Genomic DNA, 21,979 nt, shown 5'->3' on the forward strand with positions numbered 1-21,979 from the left:
CGTCAGCGCCGTGGACCGGCACCGCGATCGGTGGGGCCGTCCGGCTGCCAGGCGAGGGTGACCTCGAAGTTCGCCTCTCCGGTCGCCTTCGCCACCACCCAGCTCGCCGTGCCGGTGGCCTTGATCCCGAAGCGCACCTCCACCGCGTCGGGAGAGACGGTCTTGACCTGTTCCAGCAATTCCCGGGCGGCGGCGACCGCCGGTGCCGCGGATTCGCGTACCCAGCCGGCGACGTCGCCGAAGCCTGCGGGCTGGAAACCGGGTGTCGGCTCGACTTCGATCAAGGCAACCGTTTCGTCGTCGACCTGGTAGCGGACCACCTCAGACTGCACGGTCACCTCCGTGACGTATTTCTGGAGAACAGGCAGGAGGGTTCGCGGCGGAGCAGAACTCCGGCCCTCTCGCCGGTCTGCCATGCTGCCCGCTGTCCTTGTCATTTCGCAATGGTCGGGTCGACCGACCGCGCCGAAGCCGCCGAACAGGCGTTTCAATCGAGGCGTCCACGCAGGACCGTTGGAGATCCACTACGCGGCCCTGTCGGCTTTCGTCAGCGAGATCGGTGACCTTGCGCGAGTCCGGCGCCGTCGGCAGAATCGGCCCGTGCGCCGGGGCCGTCCCCGTTGCCCACCTCGATCATGGCCACCCCTTCCGAGCCTTCGATCACACCGTCGACGCGGTGGGAGCTCGTGCCGCAGAGGAGCATCCGCATGCCGGAAAAGGAACTGACCCTCGTCGACCGGTGCATTCTTGTCACGCTGATGGTGAAGGCGGCACCTCTGCCGCAGGCTTACCTCAGAAATGTCGCCGGGATCGGTCTGAAGCCGGAGCACCGCCGTCGACTTGAAGCACTCGGCCTGATCGAGGTCACCGAGAAGCCGCGGATTGTTCTAGCTCTCACTGACGAAGGGTGGGAGCGGGCCACCGAGGAGTTGGGCGCAGAGCCGCCGAAGCGCGCAGGCACGGCGGGCGGAACGCTCTACGTGGCGCTCGACTTCCTGCGCCGGCTGATCGACCATTCCGGGACCCGCGCCGACGACCTGTTCCGGATGCAGATCAACCGGGACGAGGTCGTCGCGCCGCCGCCGGTGGCGTCGTCGGCGTCCCCGGCCGCGGACGCGGTCACGCTGATCCGGCAGGCGTACCACGAGCTGGCCGCCAAGCCCGGCGACTACGTCATGCTGGCCGATCTTCGCGACGCCCTCTCCGACCTGCCCCGCCCCGAGTTCGACGCCGCGCTCGTGACGCTCAACCGGGAGCGCGGCGTGCACCTGGTGCCCGAGTCCAACCAGAAGGTGCTGAAGCCGCAGGAGCGGGCGGCGGCGGTGACCATCGGCAACCAGGACAAGCATCTGGTCGCCATCTCGTCATGATCGGTGACGAGCAACGCCGTGCCCTGGCGGCGCTGAGGTTCAACTGGGCTCCGACCCCGGACGACGTCTGGAAACCCACACCGTTCCACGTGGAGGGTCTGCACCACGACGTCGTCACGACGGTGCTGGACAGCTTCGCGGAGGCTCAGGCCAGCACCGACTCCAGTCCGGTGGGCGTGGCCATCCTCGGCCAGCGCGGCACCGGCAAGACCCACCTCATCGGCACGGTCCGCCAGCAGGTGCAGGGACGCGGCGGCTTCTTCTTCCTGGTCGAACTGCTCGAAGCCCGGACGTTCTGGCAACGCACCGCGATCTCGATGCTGGAGGGCCTGGTCCGTCCGATGCCGGACGAGACGACCCAGCTACGGGCGTTCCTGCGCCGGCTGGCCGACGCGGTGGGTGCGCCCCGGACGGTACGGCGCGCGGTCGCCGGTGAGACCGAACTCAGCCGTCCGGCGCTCGACGCCTTCGTCGACCTGATCCGCAAGAAGGACCGGCAGATCGGCACGGAGTGCCAGGACACCGCGCGGGCCCTGGTGCTCTACGCGGCCGAGCAGTCAGCCGTGCAGGACATCGGCTACGACTTCCTCTCCTCGATGGACGAGGAGGAGCCCGGCCAACGGGCCGGGTGGGGGCTGCGGCGCAATCGTCGTGCGCCCCAGGAGGTGGTCCGGGACATCTCCCGGCTGCTCGCCGTCGTCGGCCCGACCGTGATCGCGGTGGACCAGATCGACCTGATGATCGCCCAGTCCGTGAAGGCCACGAACCAGGACGCCCGGGGCGAGGCCGACTGGCAGACCTCGCTCCTGCTCGAACAGGTCGCCAGCGGTCTGATGGCGCTGCGCGAGACCACTCGCCGGACGCTGTCCGTCGTCTCGTGCCTGCCGCACACCTGGTACAGCATCCGGCAGCAGGCGACGGACACCGTCCAGGACCGGTTCCGGGAGGCCGCCCCGCTCAAGGAGATCCCCTCCGTCGAGGTGGGCCGCGAGCTGGTCGAGAAGCGGTTCGCGGTGCTTTTCGAGGGACTCGGGTTCACCCCGCCGCACCCCACCTGGCCGGTCCACCCGGACGCGTTCCAGGAGGTTGTCGGCTTCACCCCTCGTGAGCTGCTACGGCGGATCGACACGCACGTCCGGGCCTGCCTGGCCGACGGCGAGGCGCGGGAACTGCGGCACCTGCTGCACACGAGCGGCGAGCGCGTCGCCGGGGATATCGCGCCCGCCACGGTCACCGGGCCGCCACCGGAGAGCCGGACGAACGGATTCGGCAAGCTCGACGCCCGGTACGCGGAGCTGGTCGCCGCCGCCGACACCGCCCTGTCCCCGCAGACGGAGGACGCCCGCGTCCCGCGCCTGCTCGAAGCCGGCCTGACCGCGTGGATCGCCGCGCAGGGCGCGGCAGTCGACGCGTTCAGCCTCGACCCGATCCCCGCCGGAACCAAGCCGGCGCTGCACGCCCGGCTACGGCACAGCCTGAGCGAGGACAGCGAGGACGAGGAGCACTGGTCGTTCCGGGCGATCTCCGCGCCGCACCACATCGCCGTGCTCAACCGGATCCGCAACGCGATCACGACCGCCGGACTCACCGAGGGGGTCGCCAAACGACGGCTCTTCCTGCTGCGCAGCGCGGAGTGGTCGGCCGGTGCCCGTACCCGTGAGGTGCTTGACGCGTTCGAGCGGGCCGGCGGTCGGCGGCTTCCCCTGGACGCGCCGGACGTCGCCCGGCTGGCCGCGCTCGAACAACTCATCCAGGACTACGGGCGGGAGACGCTGCGGCCCTGGTTCGCCGATCGCCGGCCGGCGTCCCACATCACCTGCCTACGGGAGGCACTGGGCGACTGGCCGGGTGCGCCGGAAGCCGTCCGGACCGAGGAGCGGCCAGAGGAGGCGCCGGACCGACCCCCGGTCGGGACGCCACCGCCGGTCACCGCTGCACCGCGCTCCGCCGGTCCCGTCCCGACGCCGCGCTCCGCCGGGCTCGACCCGGCGCCGCCGGTGGTCGCTCCCCTGCCACCGGTGGCGGGCATCGACCCGGAGCGGATGGAGATCGGCACTGTCACCGGGCGGCCCGAACCGGTCGGCCTCGACCTGGAAGCGCTGCGCCGGCACACAGTCATCTTCGCCGGCTCCGGTTCCGGCAAGACCGTACTGATCCGCCGCCTGGTCGAGGAGTGCGCCCTGCGCGGCGTGTCGGCCATCGTGCTCGACCCCAACAACGACCTGGCCCGGCTCGGCGAGACCTGGCCCGCCGCACCGCCGGGCTGGGGCGCGGACGACGCCCGCCGCGCGGCGGAATATCTGGCCGGCACCGACGTGGTCGTCTGGACGCCGGGACGGCAGGCCGGTCGGCCGTTGAGCTTCCAGCCGTTGCCGGCCTTCGCCGACGTGCTCGACGACCCGGACGGGTTCACCTCGGCCGTCAACGCCGCCGTCGCCACGCTCGCCCCGCACGCCCGGGTGGACGGCGGCACCGACAAGGCCCGGCTCGGCCGGGCCGTGCTGCGCGAGGCGCTGATCGGCTACGCCCGCAGCGGCGCGAGTGACCTGCGTGAGTTCACCGACGTCCTCAACGATTTACCGGACGGGGTGAGTCAGCTCGACAGCGCGCCCAAGCTGGCCGCCGGCATGGCCCAGCTGCTCAAGGCCGCCCTGATCAACGATCCGCTCCTGGGCGGCGTCGGAACGCCTGTCGACCCGGGCGAGCTGCTCACCCCGCCCCCCGGTCGCCGCGCCCGGGTCTCGGTGATCAACCTCGCCGGGTTGCCCGAGGACAATCAGCGGCAGAGCTTCGTCAACCAGTTGCAGCTCGCCCTGTTCACCTGGATCAAGCGTCATCCGGCCGGGGACCGGCCACTCGGTGGACTCTTCGTCATGGACGAGGCGCAGACGCTGGCCCCGTCCGGCGCCGTGACCGCCTGCACCCAGAGCACGCTCGCGCTGACCTCGCAGGCCCGCAAGTACGGGCTGGGGCTGGTCTTCGCCACCCAGGCGCCGAAGGCGTTGCACAACCAGATCCCCGGCAACGCCGCCACGCAGTTCTTCGGCCTGCTCACCGTGCCGGTGCAGATCGAGGCGGCCCGGGATGTGGCCAGGGCGAAGGGCACCGACGTCCCGGACATCGGCAAGCTGCGTACCGGCCAGTTCTACGCCGCGGTCGAGGGGGCCCGGTTCGTCAAGATGCAAGCTCCCATGTGCCTGACCTACCATCCCCGCAGCCCGCTGACCGCTGAGGAGATCGTCCGGCTCGCGACGCTCAGGTGATGTCGCGGCGCATCGGGACGACCACGGCGATCGCGGCTGCGGCGAGCGCGTACCCGGTCAGCAGCAGTGCGCCGGCCGCCGGCGGCAGGAGCGCGACGGCGTCGCTGCCGAGCTGCGCGGACATCGCGTCGGCGACGTACGTGAAGTCGGTGAGCGCGGCGGTGGCGCCGCCGGGCAGGAGCGGGTAGAGCGCGTTGACGCCGGGGATCATCATCAGTACGGGCTCGGCCAGGTACAGGTAACCGACCACGACGCACACGGCCGCGACCTGGTTACGGAGCAGCGCGCCCACGCCGGTGCCGACGAGCAGGTACACCGCCATCGCGACGCCGATGCGGGCGAGCAACGCCAGCACCGTGGGAGCGGGCAGGCCCAGCGACACGCCACGCGCGGCGGCGACTGTGAAAAGGGCCGCCGCGGCGGCGACGGCGAGCACGAGGCCGTAGGCGAGGCCGACGATCGCGTGGGTGGCGAGTTTGGCGGCCAGCACCCGCCCTCGGCGCGGCGCGAACATGAACGTGACGGCGGCGGTGCCGTGCCGGTGCTCGGACGTGGCCGCGAGGGCGCCGGCGGCGGCCGGCACGAAGGCGGTGAAGCCGAGGATGCCGAGGATGGACCGCAGGCCCTCCTCGGTGTGCAGGCCGGGCATCGGCGGGTCGAAGTTCTCCGGCCCGACGAGCGCCATGAGCCCGACCAGGCCGCCGCCCAGCGCGACGGCCGCGAGCAGCAGCCCGGTCCACATGCGGGTGGCCAGGACCCGGCGTAGTTCCGCTCTGATCAGGTTCATCGGGCCTCCGCCGTCTCGGTGGTCAGGTCGAGGAAGAGCTGTTCGAGGCTTGTGGTCTCGGTGACCAGCTCGTGGACCCGCACGCGATGGGCCGCGGCCAGGTCGGCGACGCGCGGCGCGTCCAGTCCGCGTACCCGCAGGCGGTCGGGCCCGGCGGCCTCGACGGACCCGGCGGCGGCCGCCAGCGCGGCGGCCAGGGCTGTCGTGTCCGGCGAGGTGACGAGCACCGTCGGCGGGCCGGTGAGCCGCGACCACGGCCCGGCGGCGACGAGTTCGCCGCGCCGGATCACCACCACGTCGTCGACCACCTGCTGGACCTCGTGCAGGACGTGGCTGGAGACCAGTACGGTGCGGCCCTCGTCGGCGAGGCGGCGCAGCAGCCCGCGCAGCCACGACATGCCTTCCGGGTCCAGGCCGTTCGACGGTTCGTCGAGCAGCAGGACGCGCGGGTCGCCGAGCAGCGCCGTGGCGAGGCTGAGCCGTTGCCGCATGCCGGTGGAGAACCCCCGGGTACGACGGTCGGCGGCCTGCGCGAGGCCGAGCAGATCCAGCAGTTCCGCGACCCGGCTGTCCGGGCAGCCGGCCATCGCGGCGTAGACGCCCAGGTGGTCACGGGCGGTGTGGCCGGGGTGGAACGCGTTGCCGTCGAACACCGCGCCGACGGTCCGTGCCGGCTGGGCCAGCCGGCCGTAGGGCTGCCCGCCGATCGTGGCGGTGCCGCTGGTGGGCGTCACCAGCCCGGTCAGCATGCGCATCGTGGTGGTCTTGCCGGCGCCGTTCGGGCCGAGGAAGCCGGTGACCGCGCCGGGTCGTACGGTGAAGGTCAGGTCGCGTACGGCGGTGACGTCGCCGTAGCGTTTGGTCAGGCCTGACGCCTCGATCGCCAGGTGGTCGCCGGTCATGGCCGGCCCCGCGTCGCACGCCCGATCGTCTCGGCGAGGCCCGGCGCGGCCGGGTCGGAGACCACCACCTCGTCGAACTCGCCGCCGGCCGCCGCGCGGTCCAGCACCAGGTGCAGGCCGGGCTGACCGCGCCGGGCCGCCACGAGCTGCCGGGGACCGCCGAACAGACCCCAGACGCCGATCTTGGCGAAGCCGGACACGGCGTACCCGCGCCGGGCGCCCCGGGCCAGCCGGATCGGCTCGTCCACCGGGGCGGCGTGCCGCACGGCGGCCAGGCGCAGCGCGAACCGCTCCCGCCCGACCCACATCCGCTCCCATCCGGTGAACCGGATGTCGATCACATCGCCGTTGAGCATTACGGAGGCCATCAGTCGTCGCCCTTCGTCGTGTCGGAGTCGTGCGCTGACGTGTGCGTGTCGCCGGGGGTCGCCGGGCGATCGGCGGGCATCAGGACGGTCGCCAGCAGCCGGGGGATCCGGCCGTCGCCGGGCCCTCTGGCGAGCAACGGGCCGACCAGCGCGTTGAGCCCGGCCGCGAACTCGTGCAGCTCGGCGTCGGTCAGGTGCAGTACGAGCTGCTGGTATCCGACCCCGTCGGCGACGAAGTCGACGCGGTCGCGGGCGAGGTAGCGGGAGAACTCGGACAGCAGGCTCGACACGAACGCGGTGAAGTAGCGCGCGTGGTCCTCCGGCGTGGCCGTGGCCAGGGCCGCCGGGTCCAGCGCCGCGCCGTGCGCGGGCAGCGCATACACCCGCTCGACGGCGCCGCGCACCTTGCGCTCCTGCACCACGTCGAGCATCCCGGCCTTCACGAGCGTCGCCAGGTGCCGGTAGAGCGTGGCGTGCGGGACGTCGGGCAGCAGCTCGGCCAGGTCGTGAGTGGTCACCCGGGTGCCCGCCACGGCACGCAGGACGCGGAGCCGCACCGGGTGCAGCGCCACCTCCGCCCACCGCTCCATCGACATCGCCATGACCGAACCGTATCACTATCGATAGTGATATAGGTAGGGAGTGGGGCGACCGGGCGCGAAAGCCGGACGATCAGACGGACGGACGGGTGTGGTGGGCCAGCACCCGAGCAAGGAGCCGGGTCAGGTCCGCCCGCTCGTCCGGCGTCAGCGGCGCGAGCAGGTCGTCCTGCACCTCGGCGAGTCGCTTCTCCAGCCGCCGCAACTGCCGCCGCCCCGCCGCGGTGATGGTGACGACGTTGCGCCGCCGGTCGGACGGGTCCGGGGCGCGGACCACGAACTCCCGCTCGGCGAGCTCGTTGAGGGCCGCCACCACGTCGCTGACGTGGATGCCGCTACGCCTGCCGAGCGCCGCCTGACTGGCCGGACCGAACTCGTCGAGCGTGGCGAGCAGCCGGAAGTGGTAGCCCCGCGCGTCGACCGCCGCCAGCCCGTCGCTCACCAGCCGGCCGGCGCGTACGGCGGTCTGGGTGATCAGCCAGCTCGGCAGGCCGGCCAGGCGGGTGGGTACGACGTCCGGCTCCGGGTTCTCCACATGCCCAGCCTACCCAAAAACGTTGGCACCCCCAACGATCTGCGCTATCGTTCGTCGCACAAACGTTAGTGACACCAACGATCGGAGCTACCGTGATCGAGCCGTTCCGTATCCACGTCCCCCAGGCCGACCTCGACGACCTGGCCGACCGCCTGGCCCGCACCCGCTGGCCCGACGAGCTACCAGGCGCCGGGTGGGACTACGGCATCCCGCTGGCCCGCGTACGCGAGCTGGCCGCGCGCTGGCGCACCGCGTACGACTGGCGGGCGGCAGAAGCCGAGCTGAACCGGTATCCGCAGTTCACCACCACCATCGACGGGCAGAACATCCACTTCCTGCACGTACGGGCCGCCGACCCGGACGCGCTGCCACTGATCCTCACGCACGGCTGGCCCGGCTCGGTCGTGGAGTTCCTCGACGTGATCGGCCCGCTGTCCGAGCAGTTCCACCTGGTCGTACCGTCGATCCCCGGTTTCGGCTTCTCCGGCCCGACCCGGGAACGTGGCTGGGACGTCGACCGCGTCGCCCGCGCCTGGGCCGAGCTGATGCGCCGGCTCGGCTACCGGCGGTACGGCGCCCAGGGCGGCGACTGGGGCTCGGTGATCTCCACCCGGCTCGGCGGCATCGACCCGGAACACGTCGTCGGCGTGCACCTCAACTACCTGCCCACGCCCCCGCCGCCCGGCTGGACCGGCGAGGCCGGACTGTCCGGCGAGGACCGGGACCGGCTCGCCCGGATCATGCGACTCAAGACGCAGCGGCACCCGCACCAGGTGCTCTACGCCAGCCGCCCGCAGACCGTGTCGTACGCGCTCAACGACTCACCCGTCGGTCAGCTCGCGTGGATCGCGGAGAAGTTCACCGAGTGGACCGACCCGGGATCGGCCGTCAGCGTGGACCGCATCCTCACCGACGTCTCGGTCTACTGGTTCACCGGCACCGCCGCCTCGTCCGCGCGGCTGGTGCGGGAGAGCGCGTTCGGTGGCCCGCCCGCGCCCTGCCCGCCCCCGCTCGGAGTCGCCGTGTTCGCGCACGACATCACCCGGTCCGTACGCCCGATCGCCGAGCTGACGTACACGATCCGGCACTGGAGCGAGTTCGACCGGGGCGGTCACTTCGCCGCGCTCGAGGTGCCGGACCTGTTCGTCGACGACGTCCGGTCGTTCTTCTGGAACCTGCGATGACGCCTGGGACGAGTCGCGGAAGTCCCCTGTCCCACCCTCACCGTCGTGGATCTGCACCTGGTGGTGGGCCGTGCCCTGTGCGCCGTCACCTGTGTCCTGTGCTGGGCATGCGTTGTGTGCCGGGGAGTCGAACCCCTGCGCCTGCCCTCGGCGCGCCAGGAGTGAGCCGGATTGCCCGCCGGCTCTCGGGGGCGTGCACGCCTCCACGTCGGCTACCTGCTCCGCGACTCGTCAGTCCAGCAGGTCGACCTCCCAGTTCGTCCGCTGGATCGTGGTGTCCACCTCGCGGATCTGCCGGGCCAGCTCGTCGGCCTGCCGGCGCAGCTCCGCCACCGGCAACGCCGGAACCATCTTCAGCTCCGACCGGAGCTGACGGTAGCCGCGCTGGCCCTCGCCCGCGGCGGCGTCCGCTGCCGCTGTGACCACGCCGTGCCGCAGGCGCAGCACGTCGCGACGCGCGAGCGCGTCGGTCAGGGTGCCACCGTCCACGACAGTCGCGGCGTTCGTCCGGTTGATCCGCCGGATCAGCGTCTCCAGCTCACCGAGCACCCCGGCCGCCTCGACGAGCAGCGCCGAGGCGTCCTCGGCGGGCGTCTCGCCCTCCTGGTAGCGGGCGCTCGCGGTGATGCGGGCACGGAGCTGTTCGGCGCGTCGCGCCGCATCCGCCCGCAGCGCAAGGGCCTCCGCAATCTTCATGGCGAGCAGTATGGCCACAGGGGATCACGGGTGTCGCCGCGTTTTCCGGGGGCGGTCCGGCCCGGGACGACCGGGCCGGACCGCCGCCGCGGCGTTCAGCTCATCGCCGCCGCGAACATCCCCGGCTCGTACGAGCCGCCGCGCTGGTGCACGAGCACCGCGAACCGGTTCGCCGCGTTGATCAGCCCGAGCAGGCACACCAGCGCGGCGATCTGGTCGTCGTCGTAGTGCTCGCGTACCCGCGCCCACGTCTCGTCGGACACGCCCTGATGCGCGTCGGCCAACCGGGTGCCCTCCTCGGCGAACGCCAGCGCCGCGCGCTCGGCCTCGGTGAACACTGTCGACTCGCGCCAGGCGGCGACCAGGTTCAGCCGGACCGCGCTCTCACCCCCGGCCACCGCCTCCTTGGTGTGCATGTCGATGCACCAGCCGCAGCCGTTGATCTGGCTGGCCCGCAGCGACACCAGCTCCTGGACGGTGCGCGGCAACGTCGACTGGTGGATCGCCAGGCCCGCGCCGGCGAAACGCTTCATGAACGCCGCCGAGACCGGGTTCTCGAACAGGTTGAATCGGGTCTGCATGGGTTGCGCCCTCTCTGCTTCGGTGGTGTCGGACGAACACGAGATGCCGGAGACCGCTCCGGCGTGACGGCGCCGGCGGGTGAGGACCACCACAGCGACCCGATGTCACACGGCGGTCGCGGGCGGCGTCTGGTGGGGAGCGCAGCCGGACAGCGGAGGAGCCAGTCATGGCGGACCAGGCCACCGAGGACTTCCTCGCGCACCGCAACCTGCTCTTCACCGTCGCGTACGAGATGCTCGGCTCCGCCGCCGACGCGGAGGACGTGGTGCAGGAGACCTGGCTGCGCTGGGCCGGCGTCGACCTCGGCGAGGTGCGGGACCGGCGCGCCTACCTGGTGCGCATCACCACCCGCCAGGCGCTGACCCGGCTGCGCACGCTCGGGCGGCGCAAGGAGTCGTACGTCGGGTCGTGGCTGCCCGAGCCGCTGCTCACCGCGCCCGACGTGGCGGACGACGTGGCGCTGGCCGACAGCGTGTCGATGGCGATGCTGCTGGTGCTGGAGACGCTGACGCCGACCGAGCGGGCCGTGTTCGTGCTGCGTGAGGTGTTCGACGTCGGCTACGACGAGATCGCCGAGACGGTCGAGCGGACGCCCGTCGCCGTGCGGCAGATCGCGCACCGGGCGCGCGCCCACGTCGCGGCGCGCCGCCCCCGGCGTACCGTCCCGGCGGCCGAGGCCCGCGACGCCCTCGACGCGTTCCGGCGGGCGGTCGAGACCGGCGACCTGGACGGGCTGCTCCGCGTCCTGGCCCCGGACGCGGTGCTGGTCGGCGACGGCGGCGGGATCAAGCAGGCGCTCGCCCGCCCGGTCACCGGCGGCGACAAGGTGGCCCGGCGGCTGGTCGGCGGCTGGTCCCGGATCGCCGCCGTGGCGTCGATGGAACCGGCGCAGGTGAACGGCTACCCGGCACTGTTGGTACGCCTCGACGGCGAGCTGGACACTGTCGTCGCGGTACGCCTCGACGACGGCCGGATCAGCGGCCTCTACGCGGTGCGCAACCCGGAAAAGCTGTCCCGCATGACCCGGGAGACCGCGCTGCGCCGGTGAGCGGGAATCCGCCGTCGCACGGCGGCCTGGACTGACTCCCGCCTCAGCGGCGCACGCCCACCCCGCCGTAGCCGTGCGACACCGCGGCCTGCGGCTCGCCGTCGGGCCGCCAGTCCGCCACCTTGACCAGGCCCGGATCGACGAGCTCGTACCCGTCGAGGAAGCGGGCCACCTCGTCGCGGGTGCGGGGCACCAGCGGGGAGCTGCTGCGGCGGTAGATCGCGGTGCCCTGCTCGGTGGGCAGCGTCGGCAGGCCGTCCAGCGTGAGGTGGGACAGCGCGAGCACGCTGCCCGGCACTGTGGCGTCGCGCAGCGTCGCCACCGCCGCGTACGGGTCGTCGGCGTCCGGCACGAAGTGCAGCACCGCCAACAGCAGCACCGCCACCGGCTCGCTCAGGTCGATGGTGGCCCGCAGCGTCGGGTCGGCCAGCAACTCGCCGGGCCGCCGCAGGTCACCCCGGAGCACCACGGTGCGGCCGTCGGTGGGCAGCAACCGCCGGGCGTACGCGACCGCCACCTCGTCGTGGTCGACGTAGACCACCCGGGCGTCGGGGCGGATCGCGCGCACCACCTCGTGCACGTTGCCCTGCGTGGGCAGGCCGGCGCCGATGTCGAGGAACTGGCGAATGCCCTGCTCGGCGGCCCAGCGCACGACCCGGCGCAGGAACGCGCGGTTGCTCTGCGCGGCGACGCCGGTGTCCGGGAAGATCCTCAGGACCTCCTCGGCGGCGGCCCGGTCGGCGGCGAAGTTGTGGCAGCCGCCCAGGTAGTAGTCGTACATCCGGGCGACATTGGGTCGGTTCTCAGCCTCCGTCACGCCTCGATGTCTAGCACTCTGCGCGACACACCGCTGACCCGTCGTGTCGACGATCCGGCCGATCCCGCCGTCCACCTGGTACGACGGTGGGACACGCCGTCGCGAGGAGGTACCGATGACAGGTGGACGGGAGACAGTGGAGGTCGAGCCGGCGGTGTTCCGCGCCGTCTACGACTCGCCCGCGTCGCTGCCCGGGCGGCACCGCTGGACCACCCCGGAGGCGGACGTACGCCGGCTGGAGAAGCTGCTGAACATGCCGGCGCGCAGCATCGGCGCCCCGCTGTGGGTCAGCGGCGACGAGCCGGACTGCCCGAAGTGCGGGCGGCGGCCGACCTGGTACGACATCGTCGCGTCCGCGCTGCACGGCGTGCACGACCGCACGATGATCGCCCGGGTGATCCTCGGCGAACGCAAGTACGTGAACACCGAGGTCCCGGACGCGATCCCGGGCGTCCACTGTGCCGACTGCCGCACCCCGATCACCGGGTTGCGCAGCTTCAAGTGCCACAACTGGGCGTACGCGTTCGAGGCGCTGGAGGAGGTCGTCGCCCGGATGTCCGGCCTGCCGGCTCAGTCGTCGCCGCCCGCCGCCTCCTGAGCGCGCCGTTCCGGACGGCGGCCGGGCGGAGCCTGCGGCTCCGGGCCGGGGTCGGGCACCGGCGGCATCGGCCGGTTCATCGGCCTGTCGCCGGTGACGCGGAGCTGTTCGCCGTGGTGCCACAGCTCGACCGCGTCGCCCGGACCGGCGTCCGGCAGCTCGTAGCGGGCCTCCCGCGGCGTGAGCGTGACCCGCAGCCGGTGCCCGTGCCGGCGCAGGTGGAACACCAGCCGGGTGATCCGCCCCGGTAGCCGCGGCTCGAACGCGAGCACGCCCCGGTCGTCGCGCAGCCCGCCGAAGCCCTGCGCCACCACCAGCCAGGCGCCGGCCAGGGACGCCAGGTGCAGCCCGTCGGCGGTCTTGTCGCCCAGGTCGGCGAGGTCCTGCAACGCGGTCTCGGCGAACAGGTCGTACGCCAGGTCGAGGTGCCCGACCTCGGCGGCGAGGATCGCCTGCGCGGACGCCGACAGCGACGAGTCCCGGACGGTCCGCGCCTCGTAGTAGGCGACGTTGCGCGTCTTCTCCTCGGCGGTGAACTCCCCCGGGCAGCGCAGCATGGCCAGCACCAGATCGGCCTGCTTGACCACCTGCTTGCGGTACAGCTCCTGGTAGGGGAAGTGCAGCAGCAGCGGATAGTCGTCCTCGCCGGTGCCGGCGAAGTCCCACTCCGGCTGCGCGGTGAACCCGGCCGACTGCTCGTGCACGCCGCGCTTGCCGTCGTACGGGACGAACATGGCGTCGGCGGCGGCGCGCCAGCCGGCCACCTCGGCGGCGTCGACACCGAGCCGGGCGGCCACCTCGGGCCAGTCCTCGGCGGCGTCGGCGGCGCCGCGCAGGTTGCGCCGGGCCATCAGGTTCGTGAAGACGTTGTCGTCGACCAGCGCGGAATACTCGTCCGGCCCGGTGACGCCGGTCAGGTGGAACGCGCCGGCGTCGTCGAAGTGGCCGTAGCCGTGCCACAGCCGGGCAGTCTCGATCAGCACCTCGGCACCGCACTCGGCGAGGAACGCGGTGTCGCCGGTGGCCGCGACGTACCGCAGGATCGCGTCCGCGATGTCCGCGTTGACGTGCAGGCCCGCGCTGCCGGCCGGCCAGTAGCCGGAGCACTCCCGGCCGCTGAGCGTCCGCCACGGATAGGTGGCGCCGGCCAGGCGCAGCTCGGCCGCACGCTCGCGGGCCTCGGGCAGGTGGGCGTGCCGCCAGCGCAGCGCCGAGCGGGCCAGTTCCGGCGCCAGGTACGTCAGCACCGGCAGCACGTAGCCCTCGGTGTCCCAGAGCACGTGCCCGTCGTAGCCGTTGCCGGTCAGCCCCTTCGCCGGGATGGTCCGGGCCCCGTCGGCGCGCCCCGACTGGAGCAGGTGGAACACCGAGAACCGCACCGCGAGCTGCAGCTCCGGGTCACCGTCCAGCTCGACGTCGGCGGTGGCCCACGCGGCATCCAGCGCCGCGCGCTGCTCGGCGAGCAGGGCGTCGAACCCGTCGGCCCGGGCCGCGTCCGCCTCCGCGACGACCAGGTCGGCCAGCTCACCGGGCGGGGTGCCGTCGACCTCCGCCCACTCGTACGCGGCGAACCGGGTGACCCGGATCCGCTCGCCGGGGCGTACCGGACCGGACAGCGCCAGCCGGAACCGGTCGGCGGTCAGCTCGGTGCCGGTGGCGATCTCGTCGGGTGCCTCGACCCGGTGCGCGACGGCGACGGCGACCCGCTGGCCGCTGCGCCCGGTCCGGTGCACGAGCACCCCGTCCAGGCCGTCGTCGCGGCGGATCTCGCCGGTGAGCGGGTCGTGGATCACCGAGGCGGCCCGGGGGTCGTCGGCACGTTCCGGCACCCGCTGGTTGGCGAGCAGGTCGGCGCCGATCCGCAGCCGTACCGGCTCGTCCAGCGGTTCGACAGCCCAGTCGACGGCGGCGACCGGACGGCGGGTCAGCGAGACCAGGCGGGTGCTGCGGATCCGGACACCCCGGCCACCCGGCGAGACCCATTCGGTCTCCCGCCGGACCACCCCGGCGCGCAGGTCCAGCTCCTGGTGGTGCCGCCGGATCGTGCCGGTGCGCAGGTCCAGCGGCTCGTCGCCCACCCAGAGCCGGATCAGGGCGGCGTTGGGCGCGCTGATCACGGTGTCGCTGCGTTCCGGGAACGCGTACCCGCTCTCCGGGTAGCTCAGCTCGTGCTGCTCGTGGAACCCGTTGAGGTAACTGCCCGGCATGCCGCACGGCTCGCCCTCGTCGAGCGTCCCGCGCCAGCCCACCCAGCCGTTGGCGAGCGCGAAGACCGACTCGGTCTCGCCCAGCCGGTCCAGGTCCGCGCTGGTACGCCGGATCCGCCAACCGTCGTCGCCGTGCGACACGTGCCCTCCCGAGTCCGAAGCCTGGACCGCCACCGAACCAGACCCGGCTGGGAGGCGGCTGGGACCCCGATACCCGTGGCGACCCCGCCCGCACCTGCGGGTGGCCGATCACACGGTGACGAGCACCAGCGTGGCGGCGGTGCCGAGCACCAGGAACGGCCCGAACGGCAGGTGCCCGGACCAGCGGACCCGCCGGGCGGCGAGCAGCGCCACCCCGGTCGCCCCGGCGAGGAGGAGCGCGAGCACCAGCCCGGCCACCAGCACCGGCCAGCCGTACCAGCCGAGCAGCGCGCCCGCGCCGAGCGCCAGCTTGGCGTCGCCGAGGCCGAAACCACGCCGCCCGAGCAGCAGCGTGGTCGCGGCGAAGCCGCCGCCGAGCGCCAGAGCGGCGACTGTGGCGCGGATCCACGGGTCCGCGCCCGTGCCGGTCAGCGCGGCCACCCCGAGCAGCGCCCACGCGCCGGCCGCGGCCGGCCAGGTGAGCCGGTCGGGCAGCCGGTGCGCCATCGCGTCCACGACCGTCATCGGCACCGCCCAGAGCAGCCACCAGGCGAGCGCCAGGCGCGCGGCGGGCACGCCGCCGGCAAGCACCGGCACGGCGACCGCCACGAGCAGCGCCACCTCGACCACGGCCGGGGCCGCACCGATCCGGGCCCGGCAGACCGGGCAGCGGGCTCCGGGCCCGAGCGCCGGCAGTGGCCGGTCCAGCCCGATCGGGGCGGAGCAGCCGTCGCACGCCGTCCGGTCCGGACAATCCGGGGGTACGGCGTAACGCGCCACCGCCAGCCGGAGCAGCGGTACGACCGCGAGGGCGGCCAGCAGCCGGACGACCGGACGGCTGGCCTCGGCCACCGGTCCGGTACGCCGTACCCGTTCAGTGGTCACGCCGGCTCCCCCGTCCGGTCGCCGCATGTTCCATGGTGGAGCACGCAGAGTGATTTCTCGTTCGCGCTGATGTGACGGGGGAGCCCGCAGCGGCGTGCGGCGCGACGCGCGACCGGCCGGGACCGGCCGCGGCGTGAGCCCTATCGAACCGGCGGGACGGATCGGACGAGCGGCCCGCTCCCCACCCATACCGGCGGCTCGTCGCCACCGCCACGGCGGGTACGGGTGAGCACACGCCCGCCGGCCCGGAGCCCACCGGAAGCCCGCTCGTCATCGTGACGACACACACCGGCCACCACCTCCCGTCTTCACTCACCGTGTTCACGTGAATTGCCTCTGTTGCATCGGCGGACGTGAGCTTATGCTCGCCCCTTGGGTACGACGCAACCCCCGATCAATTGGCGTCGGAGGAGTCAGGGCACAGAATCCGCAGCTATCAGTACAGGTCAATACGAGTGGCGGCGACGGGGGCCCGGAGCGACAGTTCCGGGTGCGCTTCCGCATGCCCGGAGCGGGTCGGCGTGATCGCCCCGGGCCGGCACCGAGGAGGGATCGGCGTTGCGCACACGGCAATCCCGCCGATGGGAAATCTACCTGCTCAGCCTCGCGCTGGCGGTCGGCGCGGCCGGCTGCGGCACCGAGCCGGAGGCGGCCAACCGACCGCTCACCGGCCGCGCCGCCGCCCCCGCCACCCATTCCGCCGAGGCGGAGAAGGAAGCCGAAAAGGCGGCGCTTGCCGCGTATTCCGGCTATCTCGACGCGTCCCGGGCGGCGAGCGCCCGAAGCGATCCGTCCCATCCCGCTCTGGCCCGTTTTCTGGCTGATCCGCTGCTGACCCGGGTGCGAATGGCAATTCTCGACGCGAAGGAGCACGGCGCGATGCGTACCGGGAAACTGGTCTCCGACCCCACAGTGGTCTCGGTCGACCTGACCGCCCGCCCACCCACCGTCGAGATCCAGGACTGCCTGGACGCGAGCGGCTACCGGCTCGTCTACGCCAAGGACCGCAAGGCCGTGCCGGGCACCCGCGGCGGGCGCTACCTCGCCACCGCCACAGCGGCCCGCTTCCCGGACGGCCGGTGGCTGATCAACGGCGGCGCCGCACATCAGGACCAGCCGTGCTGACCTGGGGAGGAAGGGGTGTCCCGGCCCGCCCGCCCCGGGCCGGGACGCTCCGCCGGGTGCAGCTCGCCGCCGGCCTCGCCGCGCTGCTGACGCTCACCGGCGCGCCCGCGCGTGCCGCCGACCCCGGTGGCTCGTGCCCGCCGGAACAGACCGACTGCGACGTGTGGGACGACGACCCCGGCACCCCGGGCGGCCCGGGCGGGCCGGGCGGCGGGGACAACGGCGGCGGCGGCAACGGCGGCGGCGCGCCGAAGTGCCAGTGGAACGGCCGCGTCATCCCCTGCTACAACGAAACGCTCGGCTGGTTCAACAACGCCGACGGCTGCTACTACAAGCTCGCCGAGCCGCAGAACGAGGCGCCCCCCGGCAAGCAGTGGTACCAGCTCACCTGCAACGGCGGCGACACCAGCCCGGGCAGCATGCGCCAGGAACTCCTGGACGCCCCGCCGCCCGGCTACGGCGCCCCGCCGGACCCGGAGGAGCTGGCCCGGCGCGCGCTGGCCTCGATCTCGCTGCTCCCGCCCCGGGCCTCGGTCGCGCCCCGGCGCAGTCAGGGACCCGGCCTGGTCGGGCTGCCGGTCTGGATGTGGGCCAGCCCGGGCGAGGCGTACTTCGGGCCGCTGTCCGCCGCCGCCTCCGACCGCGGGCTGACCGTGAGGATCACGGCGAAGGTGGACCGGATCGTCTGGCACATGTCCGACGACATCGACGTCACCTGCCACGGACCGGGCACGCCGTACCGGGCCGACGGGCCACGGGCCGGCTTGACCTCGCCCGACTGCGGTCTCGACGCCGGCTATCCGAAGGCCGACACCTACCAGGTCAGCGCCACCACGTTCTGGACCGTCGAGTGGTCCGGCGGCGGGGAGAGCGGCGTGATCGCCCAGAGCCGGTCCAGCGGCGTCATCCCGGTACAGATCAACGAGCTTCAGGTGGTGACCCGATGAGTGTGGTGGCAGCCCGCAACGGAACCCCGATGGAGGCGCCGGTCGCGCCGCCGAAGGTGGTCCGGCAGCGACGTGTCCGGCCCGGCCTGCTCGGCCTGGCGATCCTGCTGATCGCCCTCGGCGGGCTCGGCGCGGCGTTCGCGGTCACCTCGGTGCGCTCCACCGGCACGTACCTGGCCGTGGCCCGGCCGGTCGACGTGGGCCGGCAACTCACAGCCGACGACCTGGTGCCGGTGCGCGTCTCCGGCGGGCGGGAACTCCAGCCGGTGCCGGCCGACCGGATGGACGAGGTGCTGGGACTGCGGGCGGCCGTCCGGCTCACCCCGGGCACGCTGCTCACCGAGGCGCAGCTCACCGAGGCCCCGCTGCTCGGCGCCGGCCAGCAGCAGATCGCTCTCGGGCTGGAACCCGAGCAGGTGCCGGCCCGCAAGCTGAACCCCGGCGACAAGGTGCTGCTGGTCAGCACGCCGAGCAACGCCACGAACGGCTCCGACGCGTCCCGTGCCGGCGGAACCCGGTTCGAGGGCACCGTGATCGACACCGCCACGCCGCAGAACGGCGACGTGGTGGTCTACCTGGCGCTGACCGTGCGGGACGTGCCGGCGGTCGTGGCGCTCGCCGCCGCCGACCGGATCGCGCTCGTGCTCACCGAGGCGGCCTGATGGCGATCATCGCCCTGGTCTCGGCGAAGGGATCGCCGGGCGTCACCACCGCGGCGCTCGCCGCCGCGCTGAGCTGGCACCGGCGGCTCGTGCTGGCCGAGTGCGACCCGGCGGGCGGCTCGATCCTCGCCGGCTACCTCGGCGGGGCCCTGGACGGCCCGCGCGGCATCGGTGAGCTGGCGGTGGGCGAGCTGCGCGACGGCAGCCTGGAGCACACGTTCTGGTCCCAGCTGGTCGACCTGGACGCGCCCCGGCGCGAGCGGCTGCTGCTGCCCGGCGTGGTGGACCCGGCCCAGGCCGGCAGCGTGATCCCGCTGTGGCAGCGCTTCGCCGACTACTTCACCGGGCTGGAGCGCGGCGAACCGCCGTACGACGTGCTCGTCGACTGTGGCCGGCTCGCCGTCGGCGGTCCACCGTGGCCGCTGCTGCGGGCCGCCACCGTGGTGCTGCTGGTCACCCGGGCGACCCTGCCCGACCTCTCCGCCACCCGGGCCACCGCCCGGGCGATCGAACGGGACCTCACCGAGCACCGCGTACCGCCGGGCACGCTGCGGCTGCTCGTGGTCGGGGACGGGCACGGCACCAGCGAGATCAGCAAGGCGCTGCGGCTGCCGGTGATCGCCCGCCTGCCGCACGACCCGCGTACCGCCGAGGTGCTCGCACACGGCGGCACCGTACGCGCGAACCGGCCGTTGATGCGCGCGGCCGGCGCCCTGGAGGTGCCGGTCCGGGCGCTGCTGGACCGGCGGCGGGCCCGGCTCGCCTGGCCGGGCGCGACCACACCGCGCGCGGTGACCGCCCCGAGCGTGCCGGGGGTGTCCGGTGCGGTTTGAGCCGGTCTCCCACGACCCGCGCGGGCAGCAGCCCGGTGTCGTCTCCACGGTTCCGCCGCTGGCGCCGCCGAACGGGCGGCACCACGTGCCCGGCCCGCTCCCCGCCGCGCCCCCGCCACCGCCCCGCCCCCGGATCGACTTCGCCGTGGTCCGCGAGCTGCGCCGGGAACTGAGCGAACGGCTCACCCACTGGCAGCGCGGCCGCGAGTTCGACGCCGACGCCGAGGAGGTCGAGCGCGCCCGGCTGGCGGTCACCGTGGTCTCCGCGTACGCCGACTCGGTACGCCGGTCCGGCACGCCGATGGCGGCGGACGAGGAACGGCTGCTGCTCGACCAGGTGACAGCCGAACTCGTCGGGCTGGGCCGGCTCCAGACGCTGCTCGTCGACGACAGCATCGAGGAGGTGCACATCCTCGGCTGCGACCAGGTACGCATCACCCGGCACGGCGGCGGCGTCGACTGGGCCGAGCCGATCGCCGAGACCGACGACGAGCTGGTGGAGATCCTCCAGGCGGCGGCCCGCCGGGCGGGTGCCACCGAACGGTCGCTGTCCACCTCGAAGCCCACGCTCGACCTGCAACTGCCCGACGGCAGCCGCCTCGCCGCCGTGTTCCTGGTCAGCCACCGCCCGTACGCGGTGATCCGCAAGCACAACACGCTCGCGGTGAGCCTCGAGGACATCGCGGGCGGCCGGCCCGACCTGGACGAGATGATCGACCCGCTGCTGCGCGACTTCCTGCGCGCGTCCATGCGCGCCGGGCTGAACATCATGGTCGCCGGGCTCGCCGGGGCCGGGAAGACCACTGTCATCCGGGCGCTGATGGACGAGATCCCGGCCGACGAGCCGTACGTGCTGCTGGAGGAGAGCCGGGAACTGCTGCCGGCCCGGCGTGGGCACAAGCACCGGGCGGTGATGAGCTTCGAGTCCCGGGAGGGGCACGGCGAGCGCGGCGCGGACGGACGGCCGGCGGGTGAGGTCAGCATCGCCGACCTGATCCCGGTGTCGCTGCGGATGGGCGTGCTGCGGATCATCGTCGGCGAGGTGCGGTCCCGGGAGATCGTGCCGATGCTCCAGGCGATGACCACCAGCCGCGGGTCGATGTGCACCATCCACGCGCGTACCCCCTCGGGGGTGAGCGAACGCATCATCGAGCTGGCGCTGTCGCACGGCCGGGAGATGACAGTCGACCAGGCCCGCCGGATGGCCGGCAACGCGCTCGACCTGATCGTCTACGTGACTGTCGAGGACGAGACCGCGATCGGCGGGCGCAAGCACCGCTTCGTCTCGCACGTCGAGGAGGTCATCGGCGTCGGCGAAGGCAACCGGATCACCACCACGACCGTCTTCGGCCCCGGGCCGGACGGCCGCGCGGTCCCCCGCCACCTGCCCGAACGCATCCGCGAGCAGTTGCTGCGCGTCGGCTACGACGCCCGGCTGCTCACCCGGTTCGTCGAGGCCGGCGTGGGCGCGTGGCGGCGGCCCCGGCACACCCGCCTCGGGGCACGGCCGAACGGAGGCCCGGCGTGACGCAGATCGAACTGATCGCCCTGGTCTCCGGCGCGGCCTGCGTGGCCGGGCTGGTGCTGGCGGTGGTCGCGCTCGTCGGCACCCGCCGCCCACCGGGCCCGGCCCCGGGCACCGGGCCCGGCCTGAGCCGACTCTGGACCGGTTCCGGCGCAAGCCGCGCCGACCAGCGCCGCTACCAGCTCCTGCTCGGCGCCGCGGTGGTCGCCGGGGCGGCGGCGTTCCTGCTCACCGGGCTGCCGGTGGTCGGCCTGCTGGTGGCGCTCGCGGTGCCGGGCGTGCCGTGGCTGTTCGCGGTGGGCCGGGCCGAGCAGCGGGCCATCGCCCGGGTCGAAGCCGTAGGCGAGTGGACCCGCCGGCTCAAGGACATCTCGGCCACCGGCCAGGGGCTCCAGCAGGCGATCATCGGCACCATCGCCACCGCGCCGGAGGAGATCCAGGAGGAGGTACGCACGCTCGCCGCCCGCCTCCAGGCCGGCTGGCTGGCCCGCTCCGCGCTGCTCGCCTTCGCCGACGAGATCGCCGACCCGGTCGCCGACCAGGTGGTGGCCGCGCTGATCCTGCACCTCACCGACCGGGGTGAGCGCCTCGGCGACGTGCTCGGCTCGATCGCCACCGCCGCCTCGGCCGAGGTGGCGACGCGGCGCGAGGTCGAGGCCAAACGCACCCAGCCCCGGTTCGCGGTCCGCTTCCTCACCGGCATGACGCTGGCGACCCTGGCGTACGGGCTGGTGAACAGCGACTACATCCGTCCCTACGGGACGCTCACCGGTCAGCTCGTGATGGCGGTGCTCGGCGCGGCGTTCGTCGGCCTGCTGGTCTGGGTGCGGTCGATGAGCCAGCCGCCCCGGCCCGCGCGCTTCCTCCCGGCGCCCGATCCGGAGGAGGCAATCGCGTGATCCTCA

General features: G+C 73.5%; 22 protein-coding genes. 11 read left to right on the plus strand and 11 right to left on the minus strand.

What is annotated here, in order from left to right; all coding sequences use genetic code 11:
* Positions 1-2 precede the first annotated feature (2 nt).
* Positions 3-491 (minus strand): CU044_2847 family protein, encoded by a 489-nt coding sequence (locus BAW75_RS10855; RefSeq protein ID WP_231915636.1) that lies wholly within the window; start codon positions 489-491, stop codon positions 3-5.
* A gap of 129 nt (positions 492-620) precedes the next feature.
* Here BAW75_RS10855 and BAW75_RS10860 point away from each other — a divergent pair, with 129 nt between their 5' ends.
* Positions 621-1,370: a hypothetical protein gene (locus BAW75_RS10860; protein WP_244206081.1), complete on the plus strand. Its 750-nt coding sequence runs from the start codon at positions 621-623 to the stop codon at positions 1,368-1,370.
* Positions 1,367-4,633 carry a helicase HerA domain-containing protein gene (locus BAW75_RS10865; protein WP_104113497.1) on the plus strand — a complete coding sequence of 1,089 codons (3,267 nt, stop codon included), beginning with the start codon at positions 1,367-1,369 and terminating at the stop codon, positions 4,631-4,633. Before BAW75_RS10860 ends, BAW75_RS10865 begins: the two co-directional genes overlap by 4 nt.
* Here the strand turns inward: BAW75_RS10865 and BAW75_RS10870 are convergent.
* From BAW75_RS10870 to BAW75_RS10890, 5 genes are all read right to left on the minus strand, one after another.
* Positions 4,626-5,420: an ABC transporter permease gene (locus BAW75_RS10870; RefSeq protein ID WP_064448370.1), complete on the minus strand. Its 795-nt coding sequence runs from the start codon at positions 5,418-5,420 to the stop codon at positions 4,626-4,628. The two genes, BAW75_RS10865 and BAW75_RS10870, sit on opposite strands and share 8 nt — an antisense overlap.
* Complete coding sequence (locus BAW75_RS10875) at positions 5,417-6,322, minus strand: ABC transporter ATP-binding protein (protein ID WP_104113498.1); 906 nt, start codon at positions 6,320-6,322, stop codon at positions 5,417-5,419. Before BAW75_RS10875 ends, BAW75_RS10870 begins: the two co-directional genes overlap by 4 nt.
* Complete coding sequence (locus tag BAW75_RS10880; protein ID WP_064448368.1) at positions 6,319-6,690, minus strand: hypothetical protein; 372 nt, start codon at positions 6,688-6,690, stop codon at positions 6,319-6,321. Before BAW75_RS10880 ends, BAW75_RS10875 begins: the two co-directional genes overlap by 4 nt.
* Positions 6,690-7,292 carry a helix-turn-helix domain-containing protein gene (locus BAW75_RS10885; protein WP_167435554.1) on the minus strand — a complete coding sequence of 201 codons (603 nt, stop codon included), beginning with the start codon at positions 7,290-7,292 and terminating at the stop codon, positions 6,690-6,692. Before BAW75_RS10885 ends, BAW75_RS10880 begins: the two co-directional genes overlap by 1 nt.
* Before the next feature lie 70 nt (positions 7,293-7,362).
* Positions 7,363-7,824 (minus strand): MarR family winged helix-turn-helix transcriptional regulator, encoded by a 462-nt coding sequence (locus BAW75_RS10890; RefSeq protein ID WP_104113499.1) that lies wholly within the window; start codon positions 7,822-7,824, stop codon positions 7,363-7,365.
* A gap of 92 nt (positions 7,825-7,916) precedes the next feature.
* On the opposite strand from BAW75_RS10890, the gene BAW75_RS10895 reads away from it, so the two are divergent.
* Entirely contained in the window at positions 7,917-9,008 is a 1,092-nt protein-coding gene (locus tag BAW75_RS10895; RefSeq protein ID WP_104113500.1) for an epoxide hydrolase family protein, read from the plus strand.
* A gap of 231 nt (positions 9,009-9,239) precedes the next feature.
* On the opposite strand, the gene BAW75_RS10900 is transcribed toward BAW75_RS10895, so the two are convergent.
* Together BAW75_RS10900 and BAW75_RS10905 are read right to left on the minus strand one after the other, a co-directional pair.
* Positions 9,240-9,704, minus strand: a complete 465-nt coding sequence (locus tag BAW75_RS10900; protein WP_064448468.1) for a DIP1984 family protein — start codon at positions 9,702-9,704, stop codon at positions 9,240-9,242.
* A gap of 95 nt (positions 9,705-9,799) precedes the next feature.
* Positions 9,800-10,285, minus strand: a complete 486-nt coding sequence (locus BAW75_RS10905; RefSeq protein ID WP_043327495.1) for a carboxymuconolactone decarboxylase family protein — start codon at positions 10,283-10,285, stop codon at positions 9,800-9,802.
* A gap of 167 nt (positions 10,286-10,452) precedes the next feature.
* On the opposite strand from BAW75_RS10905, the gene BAW75_RS10910 reads away from it, so the two are divergent.
* Complete coding sequence (locus tag BAW75_RS10910; protein WP_104113501.1) at positions 10,453-11,334, plus strand: RNA polymerase sigma-70 factor; 882 nt, start codon at positions 10,453-10,455, stop codon at positions 11,332-11,334.
* A 43-nt stretch (positions 11,335-11,377) separates the two neighbouring features.
* Here the strand turns inward: BAW75_RS10910 and BAW75_RS10915 are convergent, their stop codons facing one another.
* Complete coding sequence (locus BAW75_RS10915; protein WP_064448364.1) at positions 11,378-12,151, minus strand: SAM-dependent methyltransferase; 774 nt, start codon at positions 12,149-12,151, stop codon at positions 11,378-11,380.
* Positions 12,152-12,266: 115 nt separating this feature from the next.
* On the opposite strand from BAW75_RS10915, the gene BAW75_RS10920 reads away from it, so the two are divergent.
* Positions 12,267-12,749 (plus strand): hypothetical protein, encoded by a 483-nt coding sequence (locus BAW75_RS10920; protein ID WP_043330744.1) that lies wholly within the window; start codon positions 12,267-12,269, stop codon positions 12,747-12,749.
* On the opposite strand, the gene BAW75_RS10925 is transcribed toward BAW75_RS10920, so the two are convergent.
* Complete coding sequence (locus tag BAW75_RS10925; protein ID WP_104113502.1) at positions 12,722-15,097, minus strand: glycoside hydrolase family 65 protein; 2,376 nt, start codon at positions 15,095-15,097, stop codon at positions 12,722-12,724. The two genes, BAW75_RS10920 and BAW75_RS10925, sit on opposite strands and share 28 nt — an antisense overlap.
* 108 nt (positions 15,098-15,205) lie before the next feature.
* Positions 15,206-16,009, minus strand: a complete 804-nt coding sequence (locus BAW75_RS10930; RefSeq protein WP_208635226.1) for a prepilin peptidase — start codon at positions 16,007-16,009, stop codon at positions 15,206-15,208.
* A 531-nt stretch (positions 16,010-16,540) separates the two neighbouring features.
* Here BAW75_RS10930 and BAW75_RS10935 point away from each other — a divergent pair.
* From BAW75_RS10935 to BAW75_RS10960, 6 genes are read left to right on the plus strand one after another with little or no spacing between them, the layout of a single operon-like run.
* Positions 16,541-17,107 (plus strand): hypothetical protein, encoded by a 567-nt coding sequence (locus BAW75_RS10935; protein WP_043327504.1) that lies wholly within the window; start codon positions 16,541-16,543, stop codon positions 17,105-17,107.
* On the plus strand, positions 17,101-18,054 hold the full coding sequence (locus BAW75_RS10940) for a hypothetical protein (RefSeq protein WP_104113504.1): 954 nt from the start codon (positions 17,101-17,103) through the stop codon (positions 18,052-18,054). Before BAW75_RS10935 ends, BAW75_RS10940 begins: the two co-directional genes overlap by 7 nt.
* Positions 18,051-18,716 carry an SAF domain-containing protein gene (locus BAW75_RS10945; RefSeq protein WP_043327506.1) on the plus strand — a complete coding sequence of 222 codons (666 nt, stop codon included), beginning with the start codon at positions 18,051-18,053 and terminating at the stop codon, positions 18,714-18,716. The genes BAW75_RS10940 and BAW75_RS10945 overlap by 4 nt, the downstream gene beginning before the upstream one ends.
* Positions 18,716-19,549 carry a CpaE/TadZ family protein gene (locus tag BAW75_RS10950; protein WP_043327507.1) on the plus strand — a complete coding sequence of 278 codons (834 nt, stop codon included), beginning with the start codon at positions 18,716-18,718 and terminating at the stop codon, positions 19,547-19,549. Before BAW75_RS10945 ends, BAW75_RS10950 begins: the two co-directional genes overlap by 1 nt.
* Positions 19,539-21,077, plus strand: coding sequence for a TadA family conjugal transfer-associated ATPase (locus BAW75_RS10955; protein WP_030500636.1), 1,539 nt, complete (start codon positions 19,539-19,541; stop codon positions 21,075-21,077). Before BAW75_RS10950 ends, BAW75_RS10955 begins: the two co-directional genes overlap by 11 nt.
* Entirely contained in the window at positions 21,020-21,973 is a 954-nt protein-coding gene (locus BAW75_RS10960) for a type II secretion system F family protein (RefSeq protein ID WP_374226032.1), read from the plus strand. Before BAW75_RS10955 ends, BAW75_RS10960 begins: the two co-directional genes overlap by 58 nt.
* Positions 21,974-21,979 lie beyond the last annotated feature (6 nt).

This window comes from Micromonospora chalcea, assembly GCF_002926165.1.
GTDB lineage: Bacteria > Actinomycetota > Actinomycetes > Mycobacteriales > Micromonosporaceae > Micromonospora > Micromonospora chalcea.